Origin of the sequence: Butyrivibrio sp. NC2002 (genome assembly GCF_000702265.1) — a bacterium.
Classification (GTDB): domain Bacteria; phylum Bacillota; class Clostridia; order Lachnospirales; family Lachnospiraceae; genus Butyrivibrio.
The window spans coordinates 634,026-657,213 of the sequence record NZ_KL370881.1 but is presented as its reverse complement, the minus strand read 5'-3'; the positions used below and the strand labels follow the sequence as shown (position 1 = coordinate 657,213).

The 23,188-nt window shown below is 40.2% G+C and carries 18 protein-coding genes; 1 reads left to right on the top strand and 17 read right to left on the bottom strand.

Annotated elements, in window-relative coordinates; genetic code table 11:
- Positions 1 to 11: 11 nt before the first annotated feature.
- The 9 genes from whiA to T543_RS13775 all read right to left on the bottom strand — a co-directional run bounded on the left by whiA (position 12) and on the right by T543_RS13775 (position 13,639).
- Positions 12 to 956 (bottom strand): DNA-binding protein WhiA, encoded by a 945-nt coding sequence (gene whiA, locus T543_RS13815; RefSeq protein ID WP_035769352.1) that lies wholly within the window; start codon positions 954 to 956, stop codon positions 12 to 14.
- A gap of 5 nt (positions 957 to 961) precedes the next feature.
- Positions 962 to 1,825, bottom strand: coding sequence for an RNase adapter RapZ (gene rapZ, locus T543_RS13810; RefSeq protein ID WP_035769350.1), 864 nt, complete (start codon positions 1,823 to 1,825; stop codon positions 962 to 964).
- A gap of 3 nt (positions 1,826 to 1,828) precedes the next feature.
- The gene (gene murB / locus T543_RS13805; RefSeq protein ID WP_035769348.1) at positions 1,829 to 2,752 is read right to left on the bottom strand and encodes a UDP-N-acetylmuramate dehydrogenase; all 924 of its coding nucleotides are present in this window, start codon (positions 2,750 to 2,752) and stop codon (positions 1,829 to 1,831) included.
- 3 nt (positions 2,753 to 2,755) lie between these two features.
- A complete protein-coding gene (locus T543_RS13800; RefSeq protein WP_035769347.1) occupies positions 2,756 to 3,724 on the bottom strand; it encodes an ROK family glucokinase in 969 nt (322 codons plus the stop codon).
- Positions 3,725 to 3,747: 23 nt separating this feature from the next.
- Positions 3,748 to 4,686 carry an HPr(Ser) kinase/phosphatase gene (hprK, locus tag T543_RS13795; protein WP_035769345.1) on the bottom strand — a complete coding sequence of 313 codons (939 nt, stop codon included), beginning with the start codon at positions 4,684 to 4,686 and terminating at the stop codon, positions 3,748 to 3,750.
- Between the two features lie 54 nt (positions 4,687 to 4,740).
- A complete protein-coding gene (uvrC, locus tag T543_RS13790) occupies positions 4,741 to 6,627 on the bottom strand; it encodes an excinuclease ABC subunit UvrC (RefSeq protein WP_035769343.1) in 1,887 nt (628 codons plus the stop codon).
- Positions 6,628 to 6,697: 70 nt separating this feature from the next.
- Complete coding sequence (ftsH, locus tag T543_RS13785; protein WP_035769340.1) at positions 6,698 to 8,911, bottom strand: ATP-dependent zinc metalloprotease FtsH; 2,214 nt, start codon at positions 8,909 to 8,911, stop codon at positions 6,698 to 6,700.
- Positions 8,912 to 9,048: 137 nt separating this feature from the next.
- Positions 9,049 to 10,650, bottom strand: a complete 1,602-nt coding sequence (locus tag T543_RS13780; protein ID WP_035769338.1) for an ASKHA domain-containing protein — start codon at positions 10,648 to 10,650, stop codon at positions 9,049 to 9,051.
- Positions 10,651 to 10,696: 46 nt separating this feature from the next.
- The gene (locus T543_RS13775) at positions 10,697 to 13,639 is read right to left on the bottom strand and encodes a response regulator (RefSeq protein WP_035769335.1); all 2,943 of its coding nucleotides are present in this window, start codon (positions 13,637 to 13,639) and stop codon (positions 10,697 to 10,699) included.
- A 170-nt stretch (positions 13,640 to 13,809) separates the two neighbouring features.
- On the opposite strand from T543_RS13775, the gene T543_RS13770 reads away from it, so the two are divergent.
- Positions 13,810 to 14,655: an aldo/keto reductase gene (locus T543_RS13770; protein ID WP_035769331.1), complete on the top strand. Its 846-nt coding sequence runs from the start codon at positions 13,810 to 13,812 to the stop codon at positions 14,653 to 14,655.
- Here the strand turns inward: T543_RS13770 and T543_RS13765 are convergent.
- The 8 genes from T543_RS13765 to T543_RS13730 all read right to left on the bottom strand — a co-directional run bounded on the left by T543_RS13765 (position 14,621) and on the right by T543_RS13730 (position 23,179).
- Positions 14,621 to 15,175, bottom strand: a complete 555-nt coding sequence (locus T543_RS13765) for a hypothetical protein (protein WP_155843283.1) — start codon at positions 15,173 to 15,175, stop codon at positions 14,621 to 14,623. The genes T543_RS13770 and T543_RS13765 overlap by 35 nt on opposite strands.
- A gap of 171 nt (positions 15,176 to 15,346) precedes the next feature.
- Positions 15,347 to 16,657: a GGDEF domain-containing response regulator gene (locus tag T543_RS13760; RefSeq protein ID WP_035769325.1), complete on the bottom strand. Its 1,311-nt coding sequence runs from the start codon at positions 16,655 to 16,657 to the stop codon at positions 15,347 to 15,349.
- A gap of 148 nt (positions 16,658 to 16,805) precedes the next feature.
- Positions 16,806 to 17,717: a hypothetical protein gene (locus tag T543_RS13755; RefSeq protein WP_035769323.1), complete on the bottom strand. Its 912-nt coding sequence runs from the start codon at positions 17,715 to 17,717 to the stop codon at positions 16,806 to 16,808.
- A gap of 91 nt (positions 17,718 to 17,808) precedes the next feature.
- Positions 17,809 to 19,449 (bottom strand): ABC transporter substrate-binding protein, encoded by a 1,641-nt coding sequence (locus tag T543_RS13750; protein WP_051638790.1) that lies wholly within the window; start codon positions 19,447 to 19,449, stop codon positions 17,809 to 17,811.
- Positions 19,446 to 20,321 (bottom strand): carbohydrate ABC transporter permease, encoded by an 876-nt coding sequence (locus T543_RS13745; protein WP_051638789.1) that lies wholly within the window; start codon positions 20,319 to 20,321, stop codon positions 19,446 to 19,448. The genes T543_RS13750 and T543_RS13745 overlap by 4 nt, the downstream gene beginning before the upstream one ends.
- Positions 20,322 to 20,338: 17 nt before the next feature.
- Positions 20,339 to 21,241, bottom strand: coding sequence for a carbohydrate ABC transporter permease (locus T543_RS13740; protein WP_035769322.1), 903 nt, complete (start codon positions 21,239 to 21,241; stop codon positions 20,339 to 20,341).
- Positions 21,242 to 21,262: 21 nt separating this feature from the next.
- Positions 21,263 to 22,360 carry an ABC transporter ATP-binding protein gene (locus T543_RS13735; RefSeq protein ID WP_035769320.1) on the bottom strand — a complete coding sequence of 366 codons (1,098 nt, stop codon included), beginning with the start codon at positions 22,358 to 22,360 and terminating at the stop codon, positions 21,263 to 21,265.
- Positions 22,361 to 22,393: 33 nt separating this feature from the next.
- Entirely contained in the window at positions 22,394 to 23,179 is a 786-nt protein-coding gene (locus tag T543_RS13730; RefSeq protein WP_035769319.1) for a PHP domain-containing protein, read from the bottom strand.
- Positions 23,180 to 23,188 lie beyond the last annotated feature (9 nt).

Here is a 23,188-nt window from a genome sequence, read left to right as displayed (position 1 = left end):
TCCTCCTCTGCTCAACTTCTGAGCTTATCAGCAAGCTCACCGAGCTTTCTGAGCCTGTGATTTACACCAGATTTTCCCACCGGCGGATCAAGGTATTTACCCAGTTCCAACAGTGTCGCGTCAGGATATTGGAGTCTAGCCTCCGCCATCTGCTTTAAACCCTCTGGCAAATTCTCAAAACCATAGTGATCTCTGAGATACAAAATATCATTAATCTGTCTGGAAGCTGCATTTACCGTCTTGGTAATATTAGCAGTCTCGCAATTGACTCTCCTGTTTATCTGGCCACGCATTTCTTTTACAATGCGCTCGTTTTCCATGTTCATAAGACTCACCGGAGCCTCCATGACATTGAGGAGATCAACTATTGCAGTGCTTTCTTTGATATAGACAACAAAGTATTTCTTTCTGGTAATAATACGTGCATCTATGTCAAAGCTCTCTATCATTTGCCTTAGATCATTTGCGTATTCCTCATTGAGGCACACAAATTCCAAATGATAAGACTTACTTGGATCACTTACCGAACCGATACACAAAAATGCATCTCTAAGATAAGCTCTCTTGCAGCAAGAGTTTCTGACTACCATCGGATTAACGTGGAAATCGTCCTCTCTTATTGTTCCGTCTTCACTTAGGAAATGCATTGCCTTTAGTATAGCGGCAACATTCTCTCCGCCCTGAAGAACAGGCTGATATATGCGTCCCATGAGGTGTTTTTCTTCTACCCCTGCGAGTACACTAAGTTCTATATTATATGCTTTTTTTAGTATTGTAAAGAACTTTCTGGATACCTGCGGATTGTCGGATTGCAAATATATTGTATATATTCCGCCCCTGTTTCTATAGGCCAATCCGAAGTTATGCATTATCGCAGAAAGTTCAGCAATCTGGCAATGCCTTGCAGATCCTATCTGTTTTGCCAGTTCACTTTTTACTTCACTCGAAAATGACATGTTGATTACCTTGCATGTTTAAGATCTCTGTGATAGATCTTTATTCCGAAATCATCCTTTGCTTTAAGTCTGTCATAAATCTCATTAGCAATCGTTACCGATCTGTGCTGACCGCCTGTACAGCCGATAGCTACAACAAGCTGATATTTTCCTTCATTAATATAGCCTGGCATTAAAAACTGCAGCATATCTTCAAGCTTATCAAGGAATTGTCCACACTCAGCAAATCCCTTAACATAATCCTGTACCGGTTTATCATTTCCGGTCAGATGCTTTAATTCATCTATATAAAATGGATTCGGCAAAAATCGTACATCAAATACAAGATCAGCATCAGAGGGAATACCGTATTTAAAGCCAAACGATAAAACTGTAACCATGAGATTATTGTGCTTTTCATTGCTTACAAATATTTTATCAAGCTCTGCCTTAAGTTCTCTGGTAAGCAGCTGAGACGAATCTATAACGTGGTCTGCACTCTTTCGTATCTGAGCAAGGATCTGCCTTTCCCTGCTTATTCCGTCTTCTATTCTGCCTTCAGGTGAGAGGGGATGCCTTCTTCTGGTTTCCTTATATCTCTTAACAAGGACATTGTCAGAGCATTCCATGAACAGTATTTCTACAGGAAAACCTCTGTCCTTTAAGTTCTGTATGATTTTTGGTGCATCTTCAAAATGCTGACCTGCTCGTACGTCAAAGCCAAGAGCAACCTTGGTTATTTCACTATCCGGCATAGATGCAAGTTCTACAAACTTTTCAAAAAGCATCGGCGGAAGATTATCAACGCAGTAAAAGCCTGCATCTTCCAACATATGAATTGCAGTAGATTTACCGCCTCCGCTCATTCCGGTAACAATTACAATTCTCATAGCTTAGAATTCTCCCAACATAATAACCTCCGGAACAAGATCAACTCCGGAATTTTCCTTTACCTTATCTTGAACATAAGTTATAAGTTCATAAATATCCTTTGAGGATGCCTGACCTTTATTTATTATAAATCCGCAATGCTTCTCAGACACCTGTGCATCGCCGTGACTATATCCCCTAAGTCCGGCATCTTCTATAAGTTTTCCTGCAAAATAGCCCTCCGGTCTCTTAAATGTCGAGCCGGCACTTGGGTATTCAAGAGGTTGTTTATCTCTTCTTCTGCCCATAAGGTCCTTCATTTTTTCTTCTATTTCAGCCTTGTTTCCGGGCAAAAGTTCTATCTTTGCACTTAAGATTATCTGCTTTTTTTTCTTAAAAATACTGTTTCTGTAGGAAAATGCGCAGGACTCGTTATCATATTCTTCAATGCTTCCGTCGGGATTCATTGCTCTTACACTTTTTATAACCTGCTTCATCTCGCCGTCGTAAGCACCTGCATTCATTACAACTGCTCCGCCTATTGTTCCGGGAATTCCATGCGCAAACTCAAAGCCTGTAAGGCTCTTATCCTTTGCAGAAGAAGCAACCATGGAATTAAGGGCTGCTGATCCTGCATTAACAATATTGCCGTCAATACTGACCTTGGAAAAATCACCCGATAGGCTTATTATCACGCCTCTGAATCCCTCGTCTGAAACAAGCAGATTACTGCCGTTTCCAACTATATAAAAATCCCTGGCAAATGTAAGGCCCTTCCCATCAAGCAAAGAAAGGAGATGTGATAGCTCATCCTCAGTATTTACTCTCACAAAATAATCGGCAGGCCCACCGGTTTTAAACGTGGTGTGCCTGCTCATCATCTCATTTATTATTAAATTATCTTCCGATATGATACCGGACAGTTCTTCTCTAATATCTAATTTCATCTCTTAAGAAACCGTATCAAGTACAAGTTTTGCTGCTCCGTAAATACCTGCATCATTGCCAAGCTTTGCAAGTGCAAACTTGGTTCTCTTAGCACCGTGGAATACATACTTTTCAAAAGAAGGACGGATAAGATCAAACAAAACATCGCCGGCTTTTGAAACACCACCACCAAATACTATTATTTCAGGGTTGATTGTTGAAGCGATCATTGCAAGACCTTTTCCAAGGTAGTCGCCATACTGCTTTGTAGCTTCTATCGCAAGCTTGTCTCCATTTGCAGCAGCATCAAAAATATCCTTACATTCAAACTGTGTTCCTCTTAAAACACTTTCTTCATCGCTCTTCTCAAGAATTCTCTTCATAAGAAGAACCGCACCTGTAGCACTTGCGTACTGCTCAAGGCATCCCTTGTTTCCACAGTTACACTCAACTGTCTCATTATCTTCAATATGAATATGACCGATTTCACCTCCGGCACCGTTTGCACCGTTAAAGATCTTGCCCTCGTGGATGATTCCTCCGCCTACACCTGTTCCAAGTGTAACCATAAGAATATCCTTATAGCCCTGGCCGCCGCCCTTCCAACATTCGCCAAGAGCTGCCACGTTAGCATCATTACCACACTTAACAGGAATCTTTACAAGGTCATGAAGCTCATTTTTTAAATTAAATTCACTCCAGCCAAGGTTAACTGCCTTAAGGATCGTACCATCATCAGAGAACGGTCCGGGTGCACCTGCACCTACGCCGACAACCTGAGAATCCTTTATTCCTCTCTCTTCCATCTTAAAACGGATAGATTCTGCAATATCGGGAAGAATCTTCTCTCCGCCATTCTCAGTTCTTGTAGGTATCTCCCATACTTCAATCTTATGACCGTCAAGATCAAGAAGACCTATCTTAACGGTTGTTCCCCCTATATCTACACCAAATACATATTTTGCAATAATTCCGTTAGTCTTGTTTTCCATTTATAACCCCTATTCCTTAAACTTTAATCATCATCTTCTCTTCCGCGTGTAAGAGAGTTCTGTACTCTGTTGTAAAGCTCCTGAGCCGCATTATATCCCATCATCTTCTGTCTGTGGTTAACCGCAGCAGATTCGCAGATGATCGCAAGATTTCGACCCGGGCGGATCGGTATTCTGTGACATACGATCTTGTTTCCCAGATATTCCGTGTATTCTTCTTCAAGTCCAAGTCTGTCGTATTCCTTATCCTTGTCCCAATCCTCAAGCTTGATAACAAGGTCAATATTCTGTGTATCACGCACACTTGAAACACCGAAAAGTGTCTTAACATCGACAATACCGATACCTCTAAGCTCGATAAAATGCCTTGTTATATCGGGCGCTGAACCGATCAGAGTAACATCACTTACCTTCCTGATCTCAACTACGTCATCCGAAACAAGTCTGTGTCCTCTCTTTATAAGCTCAAGGGCTGCTTCGGATTTACCGATTCCGCTCTCACCTGTAATAAGAAGTCCGACACCGTATACGTCAACAAGAACACCATGAATAGAAATGCACGGTGCAAGTTCTACATTCAGCCATCTGATTATCTCTGCCATAAATGAGGATGTAGGCTTTTTAGTTACCATGATCGGTACCTGCTCCTCAATAGCTATTTTTATAAATAACGGATCCGGTATGAGATTCCTGCAAAATACTACGCAGGGGACATCAAATTCCAAAAATTCCCTGTATACCTTTTCTTTCGTTTCTTTGGGCAATGACTCCATGTAGGAGTATTCAACAAAGCCGATTACCTGAAGTCTTGTAGCTTCAAAATGTTCGAAATATCCTGAAAGCTGAAGCGCAGGTCTGTTAATATCCGGCTGGTGAATTTTGATTTTGGAAATATCCAGCTCCGGAGTAAGATTCTCCAGATCCATTTTTTTGATTACTGTTTTAAGCTTAACACTTGCCATGTTCTGCCTCCCTCACTATAGACTAACACAGTTTAGCATATCCTTAGGTTCATATCAATTGGAAGCGGTCTCATCCTTCCTAAAAAATTCGTATATTTCACGGGCTACGTTCGGAGTTATTTCAGGTATCTTTGACAGTTCATCGATATTTGCATTTTTTATATCCTCTATTGATCCGAAATGTTTCATCAGGGCCTTTCTCCTTGCGGGTCCTACACCTTTTATATCGTCAAGAAGACTCTTTACCTGAGCCTTGCTTCTTATAGATCTGTGATATTCGATGGCAAATCTGTGGGCTTCATCCTGGATCCTTGTTATCAGCTTAAAGCCTTCAGATCTCCTGTCTATAGGCAGTTCCACATTATTAAAATATAGCCCTCTTGTTCTGTGGTTATCATCCTTAACCATTCCGCAGACAGGAATATTTACTCCTATCTCTTCAAGAACCTGCAGGCAGATATTCACCTGTCCCCGTCCGCCGTCCATAAGTATAAGATCTGGGAACTTGGTAAAGCTGCCGTACCTGGCATCAATATCGCGAAGTTCAAATTCTTTTCTCTCTTCAAGGCCGTGAAGAAGTCTTCTTGTAAGGACCTCTTTCATGCAGGCGTAGTCATCGGGGCCTTCGACGGATTTTATCCTGAACTTTCTGTAGTCACTCTTTTTGGGTTTACCCTTTTCGTAAACAACCATCGAGCCTACATTTGCAAAGCCGCTTATATTTGAAATATCGTAGGCTTCCATTCTGTTTAAACCCTTTATTCCCAGGATATTCTCTATTTCCTTAACAGCTCCGATGGTTCTGCCTTCTTCTCTCTTTAGTCTCTCTTTATCCTTACTTAATACAAGCTGTGCGTTCTGCGCCGCAAGCTCCATAAGCTTCTCTTTTTGTCCTCTTTCAGGAACTTTAAGATAAACTCTGCTGCCCTTTCTCATTGTCAGCCACTTTTCAATGATATCCATGTCTTCTATTGTTTCAGGCAACATCAGCTCCCTGGGAATAAACGGGGTTCCCGCATAGAACTGTTTGACAAAATCCCTCAATATCTCTGCCTGCGGATTGCCGGATATGTGAGTCATGTAAAAATGCTCTCTTCCAATAAGCCTTCCGTCACGCACAAAAAACACCTGTATTACAGCATCGTTTTCGTCGGAAGCTATCGCAAGGATATCCTTATCCTCCATGGCAGCATCAGTCATTTTCTGCTTTTGAGCAACCTGGCGCACACTGTTTAAAAGATCTCTGTATGTAGCCGCCTTCTCAAACTCGAGTTCTTCAGAAGCCTTTTCCATTTCATCAGAAAGCTTTTTTAGTATGGGATTATAGTTGCCCTCAAGAAAATCAAGTGCTCCTTTGATCCTTTCTGCGTACTCCTCTTTGGAAATCTTACCATCGCACGGCGCACTGCACCTTCCCATATGATAATTAAGGCAGGGTCTTCCTACTCCTATGTCCCTTGGCAAAACTCTGTTGCAGGTTCTAAGACCATATATTTTATTTATAAGTTCAATTGTATCTTTAACTGCAGCAGCGCTTGTGAAGGGGCCAAAATACTTGGACTTATCCTTCTTCATAAGCCTTGAAAAAATGATTCTCGGAAAATCCTCTGACACCGTCACCTTGATATATGGATATGTCTTATCGTCCTTTAAAAGGGTATTATATCTTGGGCTGTTTTCTTTTATCAGATTGTTTTCAAGAACAAGTGCTTCAAGCTCTGAGTCAGTTACGATATATTCAAAGCGCGCAATCTGAGCAACCATCCTGTCAATCTGCGGTCCTCTTCCAACTATCTTGCGGAAATATGACCGCACGCGGTTGTGCAGGTTTACTGCCTTACCCACATACATGATGGTATCATTTTCATCTCGCATTATATAAACTCCGGGCTGATTCGGGAGTTTTTTTAATTCTTCCTGTACGTTAAATTTTTCTTCCATATCTGATATTTTACTATAGCATTAAGGCTGCCGCATAGCGACAGCCCATAATCACTTCAATTTAAATTCTTCAGCTAAAATCATCGGGAACATGTGAAAATCTTCCGCCCTGTGATTTCTCCTCATCCGTGCTTTCTCCATACTGAACGGAGGCATCATTCATCTGCTGCTCAAAGCCTGTATTGCTGTTTTCATTTGCATTTACAGGATCGTCTTTTCTCTGATCATTCATAGACCAGTCTATGCCCGATGAATAATCCGTTCCTCCAGAAGATGTATCTGTTTCTGCAGCCTTAGGCTTTTCTTTTACAGGAACATTTTCACCAACAGCAGCTGACTCAGGACGAAGTGCATAGATCCTTCCGTGCTTTGCAGCCTCGATCTCTTCCTCAGTAGGCTCGGGTATGTTTTCCACTTCACGGTAAATCTTCATGAATTCCTTACCGGTAATTGTTTCCTTCTCAATAAGGAACTGCGCGATCTTATCCATTGTATCTATGTGATCGCGGATTATCTTCTTAGCCTTTTCATAGCAGTCGGCAAGCAGTTTCTTAACTTCCTCATCAACAAGATATTCTGTCTGAGGAGAGCAGTTAAGAACTCTGTTTCCGTCAAGATATCTGTTCTGCACGGTTTCAAGCTGCATGAGCCCGAACTTTTCACTCATACCAAACATTGTTATCATGCTTCTTGCCATGGACGTAGCTTTTTCAATATCATTCTCAGCACCTGTTGTTACAGTATTGAAAATAACCTCTTCAGCAGCACGACCGCCAAGAGTAACTATAATGTCATCAATTATCTCATCCTTGGTCTGAAGATACTTTTCATCCTCGGGAACCTGCATTACATATCCAAGAGCTCCCATTGTTCTGGGAACAATAGTGATCTTCTGAACAGGCTCAGTATTTTTCTGGATCGCGCTTATGAGAGCATGTCCTACTTCGTGATAAGAAACAATCTTGCGCTCTTCCTTACTAAGTATGCGGTCCTTCTTTTCCTTACCTACAAGAACCTGCTCAACAGCTTCCATAAGATCCTGCTGGCATACATATTCTCTGTGAGCCTTGACCGCATTGATCGCAGCTTCATTGATCATATTGGCAAGGTCTGATCCAACTGCACCGCTTGTTGCAAGAGCTATTCCCTTAAGATCTACAGTCTCATCCATCTTTACATCTTTGGAATGAACCTTAAGTATCTCTTCTCTGCCCTTAAGATCAGGCTTATCAACTATGATACGTCTGTCGAATCGTCCCGGACGAAGAAGCGCCTTATCAAGGATCTCCGGTCTGTTTGTAGCACCAAGTACAAGCACACCCTTTGAAGAATCAAAACCATCCATTTCAGAAAGAAGCTGGTTAAGAGTCTGTTCACGCTCTTCATTTCCGCCATATTTATTATCACGGCTTCTACCGATAGCATCTATCTCATCGATGAAAATAATGCAGGGCGCATTCTTACTTGCCTCTGCAAAAAGCTCACGAACACGGCTTGCACCTACGCCGACATAGAGCTCAATAAAGTCAGAACCTGCAAGTGAATAGAACGGAACATGAGCTTCACCTGCTACCGCTTTTGCAAGAAGGGTCTTACCTGTTCCGGGAGGTCCTACAAGCAGTGCTCCTTTGGGAAGCTTCGCACCAATCTTGACATATCTTCCCGGATTATGGAGAAAGTCTACAACTTCGACAAGTGATTCCTTGGCTTCATCCTCACCTGCCACATCTTTAAATGTGACACCTGTCTCACGCTGCATATACACTTTAGCATTGTTTTTTCCGATGCTGAGGGGGCCTCCGCCCTTTGACATACGTCTGAAGACAAAGGATAAGATAACCCACATAAGTATGATAGGCAGAACATAATAGATGACAAAACTCATCACAACGCCTGATGAATCCGGAACCTCACTGCTTACCGGAACTCCTGCTTTTAAAAGCCTGTCCGTAAGAGTAGTATTATCTTCAGCCTTTCCTGTGTAATAAGTAATCACAGTAGCAGCGCCTGAAAAGATATTGTAATTAATTTCATCGGCACTTACTTTCGGAATGATATGGATCCTGTCATCCTCTATCACTACGCTCTCAACCTTCTCTTCTTCGAGCATCTTGATAAACTCTGAATAGGTGACCTCCTTGTTTGAATTAGAGGTCATCGCTTTCATAAAGTAAGTCATAAAAAGGATTATGACGAGAGCAGAAATGACAAGAAGCAAAATATTTTGTCTTTTAGGATTGTTATCTCCACCGTTTCCGGAATTATTTACACCATTATTATCCATAATTCTTACTTCCTTATATTTATTTTAAACTTATAGCCCTTATACAAACATTATCGTTCTATTATATATATAACAAAAGCATAAATCAATTGTGCACACCCTAAATCAGATGATAAAAAAATTAAAAATTTATAAACTCAGATATCAAAATTCATGGCTTCGATGTAAAAATCATTAAACTGATCTGCGGACGCAAGCTCTATCTCACAGGATTTCCCTGTAATATTTTTTATTCTTTCATCCGGGATTTCTCTTAAAGCTTTTGCCATCATGTACTTTTCGCATCCCAAAAGAGAGGAATTACCCACACATTCGATCACGCCATCCCTTAAAAACTCCTTGGGAAAGATGCTTAGAAAACTCAGCTTTTCAGGGGATATATGCATACTAAAACCTCCTGCGAGGTAGACTTTGTCCACATCTTTGGCACTGATTCCCATTTCCTTTAAAAGCACTTCTATCCCGCTTCTTATCGCAGCCTTGGCAAGCTGAACCTGTCTGATATCATTCTGCGTAAATCTGATCTTGCCTACTTCAAACCCATCATCAAAGTATTCATCAGTTAAAAGACCTGTCTCATCAATAAGGCGGTTTCTCCTTAGTTCCGATACAATTTCAAGCACACCGCTCCCGCACATTCCAATGCCTTCCTCGTCTTCTCCTCCGATGACAGAGTATTCTACTGTGCTGCCTTCATTTATATAAACGTGTTCTATAGCTCCTTTTACTCCGGCCATTCCGCAGGATATTTCCCCGCCTTCAAAAACAGGTCCTGCTGCCGTTGAGCACACCTTTATTCCGTTTTTATCCGCAAGGGCCATTTCCCCGTTTGTCCCCAGGTCGATCAGCATGATCTTTTTATCATCAGCAATCTTGTCAAATGAAAGCGCATACATGCCTGCAACTATGTCCCCGCCCACAAATGCCGAGATTCCGGGAAACAGTTTGCAGGGAACAGATAAGAGCTCCTCAAAAAGTTTTTCATCATGCTCCGGAATAAAAGAATCAGAAAAAACATCTCTTAAGTCCATCTCATCGTATGAGAGTCTTACCGGAGAGTACGGTGCACTTCCAAGTCCTTTGCAGGAATCACCAAGAAGCAGATGCATCATTGTTGTATTTCCCGCTATCACTATATAAGACAATTCACTTATCTTTTTATCAAGCGGCAAAACAAGTGATACGATCAGATCAAAGAGATCAGAAAGAACTATCCTTCTTAGCTGCTTTTCTTTTCCATCAGATGCCTCTTTGATCCTGCTTATTACATCTGCTCCGTATTTTTTCTGTCCGTTAAGGATCGTCTTTTTTACTATCTCCTTATATGAACCGGATGCGCCATCATTTCCGGCGCCGAGAAGAGCTGCTGCAATTGTAGTTGTTCCAAGGTCTATCGAAACAGCATACCCCTTAAAATGCGCGCTTTCTGCCGTCTCATCATAAATAGTCCCGGTGCTGTTTATAGTCCTCTCATCCTCCGATAATTCTTGGGAAGTGATGATCTCTACCTTACACGGTTTATTTATCTGTGCCTTACAGGCAAGTCTGAAACCTTCATCAAGCTCTTTTTGTGAAAAGGCCTGCTCATCTGCATTAGTCGGTTTCGGGGCTCCGTTTATGAATCTGACTCTGCATTTTTTGCATCTTCCCTCTCCGCCGCACGGAAAGTCCATTTCTATGCCTTTGGCAATTATATAGTCTTTTAATTTCACCCCGCTTTTATCACACGAAAAAACCATTTTCATACCTTTTTTCTGCGTAGATCAGATAACTCATTTTCTAAAGCTAAATGATCTCCAGCACTTTTTCTCTGTCGACGGCACTCATTGCCCGGCAGAGATTGTCAAATTTCTCCCTGTATTCTTCCGGAATATCATATTCTTTTAGCATATTACATATTCCGTTTGCGTTATCATAGTCAAACATCTGCATCAGCTCTTTGATATCTCTGTATGCATTTTCGAGCTCTTCAGCTGTGATCGTTTTCTTATTATCTGCACCTTCCGCAGATTCACCCCTGCTATTGTCTTTACCTGCTGAGCTTTCAGAATCATAAGACAGGTTATCTGTATAAGAAGATAGAAGCTCCAATAAGAGCGGAGTCTTTTCTTTTATCTCCTGCTCATCACCATTATTTCCGCAGTTTTCCAGATGCCCCGCAAGTTTCGAAAGCTCAGAAGCTCCTATTATCCTTGCAGAACTCTTAAGTGCATGAACCTGAATAGTGTAGTTCTTGATATCCCCTGCTTCTTCATATTCGCGTATCTTCTTTAGTTTAGCCGGGATATTGTCCTTAAAATCTTCGATCACACTTATTAGCGTATCTACATCACCGGCATTACTTATTGCTTCGTCTACGTCTATTCCCTTGAGGCTTCTTATTTTCTTCTCATTCTGAGACATTTCCTTTTTTTCAGTAAGAGGCTCTTTAAAAGTTTCAAATCCATCGTCACCTTCAAATATCAGCTTTTCCTTAGGAAGATTGTCCGCAAGCATCTGCTCCAGCTTACCTGCATTTATAGGCTTTGCAAGATAGTCGGCAAAACCTGCCTCTATGTACATTTCTCTTGCTCCCGAAACTGCATTTGCTGTAAGCGCTATACAGATGGTGTCTTTGTTGAGATTTCCTTCAAGCTTTTTCATCGCTTCAAGGGTTTCAATACCATCCATTTCAGGCATTCTGTGATCTAAGAAAATCATATCATACTTTTGACTCTGGACCATATTGAGCGTCTCTTTTCCGCTCTCCGCTGTATCTATCTGAATAAGAGTTTTCTTAAGCAGCCCCTTTATTACTGTAAGATTCATGCTTGTGTCATCAACAACAAGTATTTTGGCAGATGGAGCGTGGAATTTCTCCTTGTAGCGCTTTCTCTCCTTTATAGTCGCTTTATATCTTTCTTTAAAATCACCGATAGGACTCCAGTCGACAACTTCCTGCTCTACATCAAAGGAAAAGTCAGAACCTTCTCCGTACACGCTTTTAACAACAAGCCTCGTGTCCATCATGGCAAGAAGTTTTTTTACGATACTCATGCCAAGTCCGGTTCCTTCAATAGTCCTGTTCCTGATTTCTTCAATTCTTTCAAAGGGCGAATAAAGTTTGGCTATATCCTCTTCCTTAATCCCAATTCCTGTATCAACAACCCTGAATGTTATTATCTCATGGGCATCGTCCTTTTTTTGTCCTGTTACCTCTAATAAAACAAATCCTTCCTGCGTGTATTTTACTGCGTTTGTAAGAATATTGGTGACGCACTGCTTAAGTCTTATTTCATCACCAAACAATAGATCTGGCAGCTCCTTATCCACTTCAATCTTAAGCTCAAGGCCTTTGCTTTGAGCTCTCTGAGCTATCATATTTACCAGATCGTTTATCGTAGAGCTAAGGTTATACTGAACAGGCAGGATCTCCATTTTTCCTGCCTCTATCTTTGAAAAATCAAGGATATCATTTACAAGGGACAAAAGCGTATTTCCGGCGCTTTCAATCGTACTTGCATACTCAAGTGTCTGCTTCTCATTACTCTCTCTAAGGATCATCTCATTCATGCCAAGAACGGCATTTATAGGAGTCCTTATTTCGTGAGACATATTCGAAAGAAACGCAGATTTGGCTTCGCTTGCCTTTTGTGCAACCCTAAGATCCTCTTTAAGTCTCTGCTCTTCCTTCATTCTTTCGATATAGCCTGTCACTTCATTCAATGTTATTACAAGGGAATAATATAAATCTGTGATCTCATCATGCGTATTTATTGGATTTTCTCTTATCCCTTGAAGATACTCGTTTCTGTTTTCATCCGTTGTATCCGTAAACCCCATCATATACTCGGATAATTGGCCTATCGGCGCACCTATCCTGGTTTTCGTAGCATAATTTAAGTTTGCTGCAACAGGTAACGCTATGGACAGTTCCATAAACAGCATTTTTATAACAAAAGCCAGACCATAATTGTTATATCTAAATCCCATTCCGCTATCTATCTTCTTAGCAGCGTCCAGCCCCGCATTCATCATATATCTAAGATCCGGAAAAAGAGCACCTACAAAAACAGTAGAGCATATGCTCAGAACAAGCGCTTCAATAATGATATAGGAGGTTATCTTAACACTTAGTCTTGTTTTCCTTATTCTTGTCTGGAAAAGCAGATTCTGTACATATCTACGTGTATACATTGTACCAAGCGGAAATATCTCTTTTACTGCATCCGGAAAATATTTAAAGAATATATATAAGAAAAAGCAGCTGAATAGATTAGCAATGAGCGGATCCATGATATGAGTCATGATCACTTCGCTTTTTTTCATATGAAAATCATACTCCATGATATATTCTCTAAAAAGAACATTTAATGATATTTCAACCATAAATGACAAAACAAATGCCATTATTGTTCTTATCTTTAATCTGAACCATCTGTACTGCGAAAACATAGAGTACATAAACATTATTATCATGGTAGGAGCAAGCATAAATGCTGATTCCGGATTCCTTATAGCAGCGCACAAAAAAATAACAAGATAAATATTCAGAGAAATAAAATAGCCATAAAATGCAGCTATGCCTATAGCTATGAGAATAGTAAGGTCAACTTTTGAACTGTAAATATCTATTACCAGATTATCCTTAAAAACATGAGTGATAAATAATAAAACGGCCAGAATGCATAAAATAACTGTGCTCATGATAGTTTTTATGATTTTTGAAGAATCTTTTTTGATGATCATCCACTATACCTCCGATGCACCATGCACCTTCATAGTATCAGATTAGTTTTCCTTATTACAATATTTCAGATATGTATTTTCGTTAATTTTTTATAAAATACTTTTTCGATTTATTGAATATACAGGCATAATCTCTTATCCTAAAAATATGGAAAGCATGAGGGTGAGATATGGATACCATACTACTTAATAACAATATTGAAATGCCAATGCTTGGTATAGGAACAAAAGGTCTTAATGACCCGGATATATGTGAACAGGTTGTGTTGTATTCTTTAAAAGAAGGATACAGGCTCATTGATTCTGCGCCTTTATATCACAACGAAAATGCTATAGGGCTTGCTCTTTCGGAAACCGATATTCCAAGGGAAGATATCTTTATAACTTCCAAGGTCATCCCTACCAGTTATCATAAATCGCTTGCCCTTAAATCTATAGAAAAGACCCTGAATCGACTTCGTATTGATCAGCTGGATCTTCTCCTGCTTCAATCTCCGCTGATCGAAGGCTGGAAAAATGCATGGAAAATGATGGAAAAAGCTGTAGATATGCACCTTGTAAGATCAATTGGTGTCTGCAATTTTTATTTTGATGATCAGATAGACGAACTGTGTTCAATGGCTAACATCGCTCCTGTAGTCGATCAGGTTGAATGTCATCCTTTTTTCCAGCAGCATCGTCTCAGAAAAAAACTCATAATGGAAAATATCAGACTTGAAGCATGGTATCCTTTGGGACACGGAACTTCTTTCCTTATAAACAATACCATTCTAATGGATATAGCTACCAAACATCACACTACAATCTGCCAGGTCATCCTTAAGTGGCATATTCAGGTGGGCAACATAATCATACCAAGATCATCAAACCCTTATCATATCCAGAGAAACTTCCACCTTGGTAATTTCTCCCTGGATCCTGAAGACATGAAAAAAATTGCATCTCTTGATATGGGATGCAATTTCTATCGTGTACCTAAAGCTATACAAAAGCTTCAATATTTGGTTGTGCGCTAAGTGTATCTGCAATAGCTATTTTCTGCATTGCCGCAGCCGCATTCTGTGAGCTCGTGTTATCGCCAAGCGCAAGTCCCTGCAAAAGTCCTGATGTAAAATCAGCATTTTTACTCACCTGATTTTTCAGGCTCTCCTCAATCAGGGCTGCATATAAATAGTTCTGCATGATCAGATCACTTCTGGCTTCACTCTCAAAAGCATTATCTGTATTTACCGAAGCGATATTCATAAGATTATCTGCTGTATCCTCGTCTATTCCCGCTGCCTTTACCGCACTCTCAAGTATCGAAGAAAATGAAGAATTCTGCTTAAGAAGTGTTACAGCATCCTGAATAGATGAATATGCCCTCTGCGAATTAAGCGAGCTTAGTGAATCAAGAGAATTCAGTGTATTCTCTGCATTCTGAGTTCCGAACGTATTAAGGACTCCCCATGTCCTGTTCGTGAGTGAAGGCAAATTAGTATAGTTAGAAACAATTGAAGAAAGATAATCGTAGTCCATACTCCCCACTTTTTCCACAATATATTGTGGCCTCCCCTAAAAAACATACAACATTATGGATATATTATCTCACAGATCAACTCAAAATTAAATGATTATTTTTAATTAATGTTACTTCCCATATCCCGAAAGATCATGCACCCGCTCCAAGGCGCCATGACCTCTCGGGATATGGGAAGTTTTGATAAATCAGATATCTTCTATCTCGTAGCTTACGTGAACGCCCTTGGCTTTTCCGGTTTCTTTCCAGTTATCTATTACGCGCCTTACAGCTACAGCTATGCAATCCTCAGTGTTTGACTCCGGCATTAGAACCCAATACTGATTTGCTCCGCTCCTGGAATACACATCGCTGCATCTAAGTGAATGGCACAATGTGACTCCGAAAGCATTCATGATCTCATCCAGATTACTGTCCTCATTCTCTTCAGTAATAATCTCTATTGTAAATATTCCATATTGAACTACAGAATGATAGTTCTTCACCGAACGCTTTAAAAATCTGTACACATCCCTAAAGCCGTCTTTTCCAAGTTCCAGCGCTCCTCTTGGCTCATTTCTCTCATCCAGGATAACTCTTGTCTTTTTTAGGTCTGCTTCCTGATTTATTATATTTTCCGATGCTTCTTCATTATAGATTGCAAAGCCGTGTTTATTGTTCTGCTTTACATTGTACAGAGCCTTATCTGCCTTTTTAAACAGGTCGTTATAGTCCGTCCCCTCCAAAGGGACATAGACCACCCCGGTAGATACTCCAAGAGGAATTGTATTGTCCTCTCCAAGAATTTCCCTGATCGCGCTGTTAAACATGGAAGTTATCTGACCTATCTTAGCTTCGACTATGATCCTTGAAGTTACGTTGGTACAAAAAGCTACAAACTCATCACCGCCTACTCTTCCGGCAATATCTGTACTTCTTACAACCGATTTCAAAATATTTGCAAAAGCAACGATGATCTCGTCACCTTTATCATGCCCCGCAAGATCATTGACGAGCTTAAATGAATCGAGGTCAAATATCATAAGAGCACCCCGATCCTTTTTGCAGCAGCTTGATATTTCCTTCTCCGAATAGGATTTATTTAAAAGTCCGGTAAGGAGGTCTGTTCTGGCTTCTTCCTTAAGATCCTCCATCTTTTCGATATTTGTAAGGATGTTTCCAACTCTTCTAAGAAGAATATCCTTCTGAAAGGGCTTTCTGATAAAATCCATGGCACCGCCATTTAGAGAGTTTATCTCTGTTTCCTCTCTGTCATCTGAAGTCATGAATACAACGGGCACCCTGCCATCATATTTTTCCTTGAGCTTTTCCTGAAGCTCAAGTCCTGACATCTGCGGCATTAATAGATCTGCCAGAACCAGATCCGGTTTTTCCTTATCAAAAACAGAAAGAGCCTCAAGGCCGGATGATACACACAGCACGTCATACGTGCCTTCCAGCATGCTCTTTGCCAGAAACTGAAAAATCTCTTCATCATCTACGATCATGATTTTTTTCATAGTGTACCTCATTGCCTTGGAGGCTCTGAATCGTTTGCGGTATTGATTTAATTATAATAGATTAAAGGGCAAAGCCCAACATTTTTTTCTCAATTAAAAATTCCCTTATACCGAAAGGTTATAGCCTCCCGGTATAAGGGAATTGTAATTACTTAACTGTAACAGATGTGATATGAGGGTTAACTCCCTGATACCAGTAAAGGAAGCCTTCCATATCTACTACATCGCCAACGTTAAGGCCTTCAACAGCCTTGTAAACGTCTGAATCCTTATCGCAGAGATAAGATTCTACTGTAAATGTATATGTGTTGCCATCTGCAGAAACGTTAAAGTAAAGGTCGCTGCCCTGCTCGCCTGAGCCATCATAGTTGTAAAGGAAAGCAACTTCATTTCCATCAGCATCTGTGCTGGGTTCTACTGTCATATCCTTGAAGGAAACGAACTCGTTCTGGCTATCGATAAGTGTATCTGCAGCAAGTTCTGCTGTTACATCTTTTGCTTCAGCTACAAAGTTACCATCAAGAATCTCAAACTTGGCATCAGTAATCTCTACTTCGCCTTCCCACTCTGACTTGTAACCTGTTACTCTTATCTTGGTTCCTTCAGTAAGCTGATTGTATTCTTCCTCTGTGCAAGGCATGTTGTAAAGGAAGTATGCACCGTCCTCAGCCTGTGTATAGATTGTAGCCTGACCTACACCGTTGTCTTCCCACCAGCCCTGTTTAGCCTGTACATAAGTTTCAACAGTAACTTCTGTGTCAACCTCAGCTGCTACAAAATCATCGTGAGTCATTACTTCGCCTGCTGCCTCAGTCTCTTCTGCAGCTTCTTCTGTTGTCTCCTCTGTAGCCTCTTCTGAAGTTTCCTCTGTAGTCTCCTCTGTAGCCTCTTCTGAAGTTTCCTCTGTAGCTTCTTCTGTTTCCTCAGCAGGAGCTTCTTCTGTAGTCTCTTCTGTTACTACAGCTGTTTCTTCAGGTGCCTCATCAGCCTTGGATGAGCATGCAACTGCGCTTACTGCAAAACACAATGTAAGCATCATTGCTACGATATTCTTTTTCATAATTTTCCTCCCTTTCGCACTCAGCGAAAAAATGAATTTGTATCGAAAGGTATTATATCACAGTTTATACATATGCAAATATATAAATGGCTTATTTTGATATTTTTTTAACGTTTTTAAAGCGATCACCAATGTTACCGAGATACCCCTTCGCGAAATATAAAATGATGCACAGCCATATTAGAATAAGCCCTCTTATCAAAAGCCTTGATTCCATTGGAAGTTCTCCAAGGTCTGCCTTGGTACCTCCTGTTGCCGAGGTCTGGTCAAGATGATATAAACTCGTCATCTCGCCATACAGATCATCAATATAGGCTTCATCTACTTCTTTATGGCGTCTCTCTGACTTAGTCACATTCTCTATAAGTCCACCTGCTGCGTCCCTAAGTGAAGCAGATCCGTTAAATACATCTGTGACAAAGGTATACTGCTGATTTTCCAATAGAAGTTTAGTTGCCTTAAGCTTTACATCATAGTATTTACTGTTATCTTCTCCCTGTCTTGAGAGGTAATCCTGATAGTCAACGCAGTCCTGTGCCTTTGTTGTTACCGGAACATATCCTTCGGTTTCTGCATATGCAATCTGTACCTCGTTTGTCAGAAGATACTGCATAAATATAAAGGAATACAGCACCTCCTGTTTGTCTTCCTTATTGAAAATACAAAGAGAAGGCCCCTGAGAGATCATCGTATAGCCCTTATCTCCGGGATTCTGCGTAAACTGCGGAACAGGATAAACTTCCGTTTCAAAGTCTAGTATCTTATCCTCTGCAATATCCGATAATGGAGCTTTTGATCCCATCCAGGTTGCACCCGCGGAAGAATCCACTGCAAATATGCACTGTCCTGCATTCAAAAAATTGGCCGGGTATCCCGATATTTTAAATGTGGAAAAGGCCCCGCTTCTTACATGCTGCGCAATGTTTAAAAGATCAGCCTTTGTCACATCATTAAACAGAAGTATATTTCCCATTCTATCGGAATAATCCGCGTTTTGCTGCCTGAGCATCTGGATCATCATATTGTCCGTTGACTTGTAAATGAAAGGAATAAGTACATTCTGTCCATTAAGCTTAAATGTTCCGTCGCTGTTTTTTTCAAGTGCCTTTTCAGAGACCTCCCATATAAAATCCCAGGTAATCACATCAGGAAGCTTATAGCCAAGTTTTTCTACATAATCCCTGTTCACATACAGACACTCAGTCGATCTCATATATGGAAGTGCATAATAAGTATCACCTATCTTACATTCTGATAAAAATTCAGGCACTATCTCATCAATTTTAGGACCGTCATACTTAAGTTCAGATCCTCCAAGACCGTACTTTTCATCCGCAAAAAGATCGTCAAGTGGCACAACAGTATCTCTTCCCGTAAGATATGTCGCAATATGGTCGGGATAAGTAATACATATATTAGGAGTTGTATTCGTCGATATATTGGTAATTACATCGTTATATATTTTCCCATAGTCCGTATAAAGCCTAAGCTTAATGTGTACATTCGGATAGAGCTTTTCGAAATCTGAAATTGCCTTCTCATATATCTTAGTCTGCGCCTTATTGGTATCATTTTTAGCCCAAAAAGTCAGTTCATATTCTGCACTACTATCAAGACTTTCCGGTATTTCAAAGCCCGAAGATGAAGGCTTTCCATGACATCCTGTAAGCGATAATCCAAATACAAACGCACATATTAAAGGCATGATCTTTTTTGCAAAATTCAATTTCATCCCTTTGTGCCTCCTCTTGCTACTCCCTCCATTATCTTTTTCCTGAAAACAAGGAAAAGAACCATAAGCGGAACTGATATAACAACGACTGCCGCCATCATAGCGGGGATATTTTCTCTTCCAAAACCATTCTCCCTAAGTTCCTGTATTCCGTTTGATACAAGGAAAAACTTAGGATCATCGGTGATAAGTCTCGGCCACACATAAGAATTCCAGCACTCTATAACCTTAAGAATTGTAATAGTAATGATCGTAGGTCTTGCGATAGGTATCATTACTTTTCTTAAATACCTAATATCTGATGTTCCGTCCACCTTAGCTGCTTTGTACAGTTCGTCCGGAATCTGTTCAAAATTTTCTTTAAGAAGATAGATATAAAATACCGAGATTACCGAAGGAAAAATAAGACCCGGCATTGAGTTTCTGAGTTTCAGGTTAGTGATCGTCACATAATTAGTAATTATCACCAGCTCATTTGGTATCATCATAAGTGATAAAAAAAGGGCAAATAACAGATTTTTACCTTTGAAGGATAGCCTTGAAAAAGCAAATGCGGATAATATAACGATCATAAGCATGATCGCAGTTGTAAGGACTGTAAAAACAAGTGTGTTTAAAAGATACCTAAGGAGACTTACCTGAGTAAATGCATCCACATAATTCTGAAGCGTAGGAGATGTCACTATAAGTCTGGGAACATATTCCCCGTTGTAAGAGCTATAGCTCTTAAACGATGTCAGTATCATGAAATAAAACGGGAACAGGACTATAAGCGCCCAGAATATAAGAAACACATATCTTAATATGTTTCCCGCTATTTCTTTAGCATTGTATTCTCTTTCAATTTTTTCAAAATCAGTGTTGCCTGTCATTTTCATATCCTTTTTACTTAGCTATAGTATACGGTCTTTTTGCTGACTATCAGATTTATCACCGTTATCGTAAACACAATTGAAAACAGTATTATAGCTGCTGCCGATGCATACGAAGGATAGCCGCCGCTGTTTCCATAGAGCATATCGTAAATATAACCTACGATGGTATTCATACCCGCTGCATTTAAATCCGTTCCAAACAGAGCAACCTCATCGCTGTATGCTTTGAATGCACCGATAAAACCTGTAATTATCAGATAAAAGATCATAGGTGATATCATGGGAAGCGTTATCTTATAAAACATCCTGAGCTTTGAAGTTCCGTCAACCTTTGCAGCTCTGTAATAAATAGGATCAACAGATGCTATAGAGCTTGTCAGGATAAGGATCTTAAACGGAAGAACGACCCATATCGTGTAAAAGCACATGACAAACATTTTGGCCCAATAAGGTCCCTCAATAAAATCTATGGATCTTGCGCCAAAAGCATTTATAAGAATATTTACCATACCATCAGTATATGCTGTCTTTCTGAAAAGTATCATAAATACAAGTCCCACCGCCAGCGTATTAGTGACGTAGGGCAAAAAGTATATCGTCTGAAAAAGTTCCTTAAGCCTTGTTATATGGCTAAGTGCTATGGATATAATAAGTGCAATTCCCGTCGACATGGGAACTGTAATTATTACGATAATGAATGTATTCTTCAGAGCCTTGATAAAGTAAGGATCATGAAGCACATAAGAATAGTTGTAGCTTCCTATCCCCAGAAAGCTCCGCGATGCAAAATTATAGCCTTCTTCAAAAGAATAGATTAGTACATCTATCATGGGGTATACTAAAAATACACCCAAAAATATAATTGCCGGCAGAAGGCAAAGCCATGCAGTTATGCTCTGTTTACGATCATTCCCCATCAGTAAAGTCCTCTAAAAGTGTTAATCTATAAGAATTCTCTCTTCGCTTACGCTATCAAATACAAAAGTTTTCCACGGCTTAAGATTAAATACAATCTCCCCTCCTGTAGTCTTTACCTCTGTATCTGAAGGAATGATAGACCTTATCACTGTTCCGTCGAAGTTGTCATTATGACTTAAGATGCTTGCATCTCGTCCCATAACCTCAAGCTTTTGGAATTCACACCTAAGGACACCATCCTTAGAGGGCTCAAAGCCTTCCGGTCTTACTCCTACATAGACTTTTTTGTCTATAGAGTTTATTCCATCCCTTATCTTATCTTTTCCAATGAAAAGGGCATTGTCTTTTATCTCTCCGCTAAACACATTGATCTGGGGCGTTCCCAAAAACTTTGCAACAAAGAGATTATCCGGGCTGTCATAAACCTTCTGGGGAACTCCTTTTTGCATAAGTCTTCCCTCTTTCATAACCACGATATAGTCAGAAATACTCATGGCTTCTTCCTGATCATGCGTTACAAAAATAGTTGTAATGCCTGTTTCAAGCTGAATTCTTCTAAGCTCTTCCCTTGTCTGAAGTCTCAGCCTTGCATCAAGATTGGACAAAGGCTCATCAAGCAGGAGAACCTTTGGTTTTTTCACAAGAGCTCTGGCAATTGCCACTCTCTGCTGCTGTCCGCCGGACATTTCCGAAGGTCTCCTATCGAGAAGCGCTTCGATCTGCACAAGCTTTGCCACTCTTTGGACCTTCTCTTCCATCTCTTCTTTGGAAAGCTTTTTGTCTCCCTTAAGGTTTTCAAGAGGAAATCTTATATTTTCTCTTACCGTAAGATGAGGGTAGAGTGCATAGTTCTGAAAAACAAGACCAACTCCTCTGTTTTCTGCAGGAAGTCCTGTTACATCATCATCTCCAAAAAACACTTTTCCCTGCGTAGGCTTTTCAAGTCCGCTTATGAGGTTCAGGATCGTGCTCTTACCACAGCCTGAAGGGCCAAGAAGCGCAACAAGCTTGCCATCCGGTATCTCGTAGGAAAAGTCATCTACAGCAGTGACTTCGGATTTTTCCTTTTTATTTATGTTTGGGAATTTTTTTGTGATATGATCCAAAACTATTTTCATTTCCCTGTATTCTCCACCATTAGAATATGTTTTTTAAAAACCGGCAGCCTTATATTTTGCAAGAAATGTTTCTGCATCCCTGTTCATTATAAGGTCTCCCGGAAAATCTATTTCCAGAAGAAGCTTCTTAACTTCTTCAAAATTTCCTATTCCATCTATACTCTGTGCTTCACTGCAAATGCAGACCATGACTGACAGCTGAGCACACTTTTCCATTATTTTCCTGACTCTGTTTGTTATATCATCACTTATGGTCAGGCTCTTTTCACTGATCGCAATAGGCTTGCCAAGTTCACGAAGTCTATTCAAAAGTTCATTAACTTCAAAGTTTATATTACATCTTCCCAGATAACTTAGCATCAAAATCCTTGGATCTTCTGCAACTTTTATAAACATTTTGGTTGCATCCATACTGTTTATACCATATAAGCCAAGTCTTTTCGATGCTTGAGCAACCAGAAAATCCGGCATGTTCGCTGCTTTTACAATGTCTCTTAAATTATTGAAAGCATCTTCTCTTTTTTCTTTGCAAACAGGAAGGCCTATACCAAAAAGATAACCCTCAGGGCTTGCGATATTAACATCGCAGCCCTGAAGGATATTTACTTTGCTTTCTGCTATTTTCACATCATCTTTTTCTTTAAAAAGACCATGAACCCTCATGTCTTCATCTGATGAAACAACCAGAGAGCTAAAGCCTTTTGTATCTGCAATAAGCTCAATGCCAGCCATATCTGCTGCCTTAGCTATTTCATCCAAAGATACTTCCCCAAAAAGACTAAGCAAATGCGTATGTACATCACACTTTATGTTGTACATATGACCCCC